At 46.5% G+C, this 4,504-nt stretch carries 4 protein-coding genes; all 4 read left to right on the top strand.

The genetic code is table 11. From position 1 onward, the window contains the following. A partial coding sequence (locus GF404_13810; GenBank protein MBD3383250.1) for a hypothetical protein occupies positions 1–534 on the top strand: 534 nt, incomplete at its 5' end. Between the two features lie 88 nt (positions 535–622). Continuing rightward, the gene (locus GF404_13805; protein ID MBD3383249.1) at positions 623–2,791 is read left to right on the top strand and encodes a PAS domain S-box protein; all 2,169 of its coding nucleotides are present in this window, start codon (positions 623–625) and stop codon (positions 2,789–2,791) included. A 167-nt stretch (positions 2,792–2,958) separates the two neighbouring features. Next, positions 2,959–3,294, top strand: coding sequence for a hypothetical protein (locus tag GF404_13800; protein ID MBD3383248.1), 336 nt, complete (start codon positions 2,959–2,961; stop codon positions 3,292–3,294). Between the two features lie 124 nt (positions 3,295–3,418). Next, the coding region (locus GF404_13795) for a HAMP domain-containing protein (GenBank protein MBD3383247.1) at positions 3,419–4,504 on the top strand (1,086 nt) is incomplete at its 3' end.

Genomic DNA, 4,504 nt, shown 5'->3' with positions numbered 1-4,504 from the left:
GCTTCGGAAGAGCAGTCTGCCGCGGCCGAACAGATCTCCAAAAACGTCGAGCACATCTCCAGCGTGACCAAGGAGACGGCGGCGGGAGCCGAGCAGTCGGCATCAGCGGCCGAACAGCTCAACCGTCAGGCCGAAGGCCTGCGTTCCATGGTCGGCCGTTTCCGTGTCAGGGGCGGTAATCTGGGTATTATCGATCTGGCCAAAACCGATCACATGCACTATATCAAAAACCTCGAGGATATCCTCGAAGGACGCAAACAGGCTTCGCACTGGAAGAGCGTCGATCATCACAATTGCCGTTTCGGGAAATGGTATTATGCCGAAGGTAAAGATGAATACGGTCAGAACAGTGCTTACAAGCAGGTTGAGAATCCTCATGCCAAGGTTCATCAGCTTGCCAACGATGCCATGAAGGCCTATCAATCCGGCAACAAAGAACAGGCCGGCAGGCTCCTGGAAGATGCCGCCAAGGCGTCTCATGAGGTAGTCGACGATCTTGATACTCTCAAGGAATCGATCATGGCACACGCTTAAATAATAAAACTGGGGGGAAGGGTTTAGCGCTCTTCCCCCTGATTTTAATTTCTCGTTAAAACACCGCGGGGCAATAAAAGGGTGCATCATGAAGCAATCCAGGCTTATCCTTCCAAAAAACGGGCAGATCCGTTTTGAGAGGATGTCTTCTCGTGTGGATGACAACTCAAAGAATGAAAGCTTAAACGAGATCATTCTCGAAAAACCTGAACCTGAAGACAATTGCGACGGCAGTGACAGTGCAGTTCAACAAGGAATAAACTGTGTCAGTAATGATCACCACGATGAGAGCTGTTTCGATTTCAGCAGGAAAGTGGCAGAGCTCAACAGCCTGCACAATATCCTGTTTTTGCGCGACAAGGCCAATGTGAGCTTAAGCCAGTTTTTTTCGACCCTGGTCGAAAGCCTTGGTCAATATTTTGATGACAATGAACTGTCCGGTATTCGAATCCTGTATAAAAATGTTGAATTTCAGTCACCCGAATTTAACCTGACAGATCATAAGGCGGAAGTTCAAATTACCGACAACCAGGGAAGCGAGCAGGGCGTTGTCGAGATCTACTTCCTTCCCGGATCTGAAAAATCAGTGTCAGAAGACTATACTCAATCATCGTATCATGAAGTAGCTTCTCTGGTGGCAAAAGAAATCAGGCATTTTATGGCGAGCAAATCAGAGGACGAGGGAGATAGCAGGGATGCCTGCGACAGCAGGCGGGTTGTGCGTAGCCTGGAATTGTTTCGCCGTTTAGCGCTTTTGACAGTCGACCAGAAACTTCCCGATCGCCAGCTCTTGCAATGGCTGGTGGAAAATATCCCCCCGAGCTGGAATTGCAGTGATCTGGCCACCTGCAGGATCGTAAGAAACGGACTCGAGTATCGCAGTCCGGGTTACAGCGAATGCAATCACAGATGGCGGGTGAATCTCTCTGACGGCAGTTCTGCCGAGGGCTTCATAGAAGTATATTGTCACTCATTTCAAAAGAGTTGTGAGGTCTGTAACTATTACGAGCAGAAACAAAAGATACTGGTGGATATTGCCAGACTTGTCAGCAGTCATCTCAGGAGGCTTGAAGACTCCAGCCTGGTCAGCCATTCAGAAGAACTGCATCGCCTGACGCTGGCTAACCTGGATGAATCGGTTTATGTCACTGATGAGAAGGGGCATTTTCTGTATTTGAACTCAGATATCGACCGCATTTTTGGTTACACCGTCTATGAACTCAAAGAACTTGCCAATATCCACAGGATTTTCGGGCATGAAAACATAGATTTAAACCGCTTGAAAGCCGGCGAGAAGATCGTAAACCAGAGCATGAAAGTTAATGATAAATACAATCATGAAAAAACAGTGTTGCTCTCCGCCAGGCCGGTTGACTTCAAGGGTGGCAGGTTGCTTTTCAGTTGCCGGGATATCACCGAATATAAAAGCCACATGGATGATTTCGAGCGCTTGGCTGAGATGACCGGTTTTAACGGTCAACCTTTCTTGGAAATAGACAGATCCACGCGCTTAACAAAGCTTAATGAGAACGCATGCAAACTCCTTGAGCGTGATAATAAAGAAGTCATTGGAAAACATTATGAAACGCTTTTCGATTCCCTGACAAGGCAAAAACTGAGACAATTGACTGCACGACTGAAGCAGGGTGAATCGGTGGCCAAATACCAGATAAGTACAGCTACCAACTCAGGGGATCAGATCCGGCTCTTTATCTATGCAGTTCCGCATATAGATCGAGATGGCAATTTCACCGGTGCCGGGTTGCTTCTGGTTGAGAAAACGCATGAATGCACGTGCCAGAAAAGCCTGAAGGATTTGTCGCTTGATCCAGAGGACGAGGAGTCGCTGGTACGGGGGATATTGAATCAGCTCGAACATGAAAAAAAATCCCAGCAGAATTATATCCGCTCCAACCTCGAAAAACTCGTTTTCCCGATCCTGACGATTTTGCAAAAAAAGGTGGGGAATGAAGAAAACAAGCTCCTGTGTCTACTTAAGTCCTGTCTATCCGATCTTAATTCGCCGTTGGCATCGCGCCTGGAATCATCGATGGCCAGGCTATCTCCCCGTGAGATTAATGTGTGTGAATTGATTAAAAATGGATTGAGCTCCAAGGAAATTGCGCAGGCTTTGAACATTTCACTCGTAACAGTACACAAATTCCGCCAGAGAATACGCAAAAAACTGCAATTGACCAATAAATCGATTAGCCTGTTCGCGTTTTTGAAGAATATGGATGAAGAAAAAAGTAAATAATCTGCGGGTACATGACATACCCCATCCATGCTCACTTTAATCTCATACAGATTAAATGCAAGATTACGATAAAGCCTTTAGAGACGCTCAAAACAGTTATAAAAGCGAGGGCAGAAGCATTGTTAATATTCCGTTACCTTATAGGAATATCTTGTATCTGTATAGTAATGACGGGGAACCTTTGTGCGGGTTATAGCGAGAGCCCTGAAACTGCGCCCGATGCCAATCCTGGTGAGATCCGGTTCACCGGCATGACGCACCAGCAGTACTTCAGAGAGCTGGGTGACAGCAGTGAATCATCGTTTATCTCTCAACTGGTCCGGCTGGGTGTCAGGAGCTGGCTCAATTACGCCAAAATCAAGCTCTGTGGGGAATTTGCCGGTGCTCCTGAACTGCTCGACGCGGTAGTGACTATTGCGCCCGACAAAAACTGGAAGTTCGAGGACGGTCAGTTCAGGATACCATTCGGTACGAACCTGTTTATCGAGCAGGAAACAAGATGATCCAGTTAAATTATCAGATAAACCGAGAGAAAGAGAAAGGAAAACGCTGAATCAGCAGACAATTTTCAACTCGAATTTTAATAAATCTTAAACCTGTAATTTTAATAGCGAGGAGGTCTCAAAGATGTCGTGGAAAGACATTAAGATTGCCAAAAAGCTTTACATCGGCTTCGGCCTTGTACTGGCTTTGACCATGCTGACCGGCTATATCGGTTACAATGGTCTCAACACCTATTCCCAGAAAGTAGCTAATGCCGATGATGCCAATGATCTGATTAAATGGGTCAAGGATATGGCTGCGGCTCGTCATATCTATCGTCTTGATGAAGATCCTGCTCAGTATGAAAAAGTTAAATCTACTACTGAACAGATGTTTTCTCAGATTGATGAAACACGTTCACGCTTCAATGATAAAAAAGATATCGACGATATCACCGAAGCTGAAACTCTGACTCGCCAGTATTCTGAGAAATGGGGTGTCTGGGTAGACATCACTAATCAGTCACAGACCGCTCTCCATAATATGATTAAGGATGCTGAGGAGGCCAATCGAGTCTGCGAGGAACTTAGCAAGAACCAGAGAGAAAAGATGAATCGCGAGTTCGCGCAGAGGATCGAACACGTACGTCTGAAAGAGCGAGTTGATAAGGCTGATGATGCCAACAGTCTGGTTAAGATGGTTCAGGACTGCCGTGTGGCCGAGAAAAATTTCCTGATAACAAAAGATGAAAAGTATGTTGCTCAGGTTATAAATCGTGTTGATGCTCTCGAACGGCAGGCTGAAGAAACCAGAAGCAAAATGAACGATCAGGAAGATATCGATGCTATCAATCTCTGTATTGAAGCTGCGGAAAAATACAAGCATGCCTTCAACAACATGGTTGATTTTCAGAATCAACGTGAAGCCGTCCATGAAGATCTGTATGGTCTGGCTGTTGCAGTGACCGACATCTTTAATACTATCGGAGAAGGCCAGGAAGAGAAGATGGCTTCCGCCCAGGCCAGTGCAGTTTCAATGACTGTCACATTCATAATCGGCGCCCTGGTCCTCGGCATAGCGATAGCGTTTGTGATAGCCCGCGGCATCAGCAAGCCGGTCTCGAACATGGCAACGATAGCTCAGGAGATCGCGGTCGGCGATATCAACCACGATATCAAGTTCACCTCCAAAGACGAGATCGGTACTTTGGCCGATTCATTCAGAGGTCTG

The organism is Candidatus Zixiibacteriota bacterium (assembly GCA_014728145.1).
Lineage (GTDB): Bacteria > Zixibacteria > MSB-5A5 > JAABVY01 > JAABVY01 > WJMC01.
Note: the sequence above shows the minus strand (reverse complement) of the source record. Positions and strands in the feature narration are given on the sequence as shown.

Coding starts and splice junctions, on each gene's coding strand:
- GF404_13800 (MBD3383248.1), top strand. CDS start 2,959: ATGACGGGGAACCTTTGTGCGGGTTATAGCGAGAGCCCTGAAACTGCG.
- GF404_13805 (MBD3383249.1), top strand. CDS start 623: ATGAAGCAATCCAGGCTTATCCTTCCAAAAAACGGGCAGATCCGTTTT.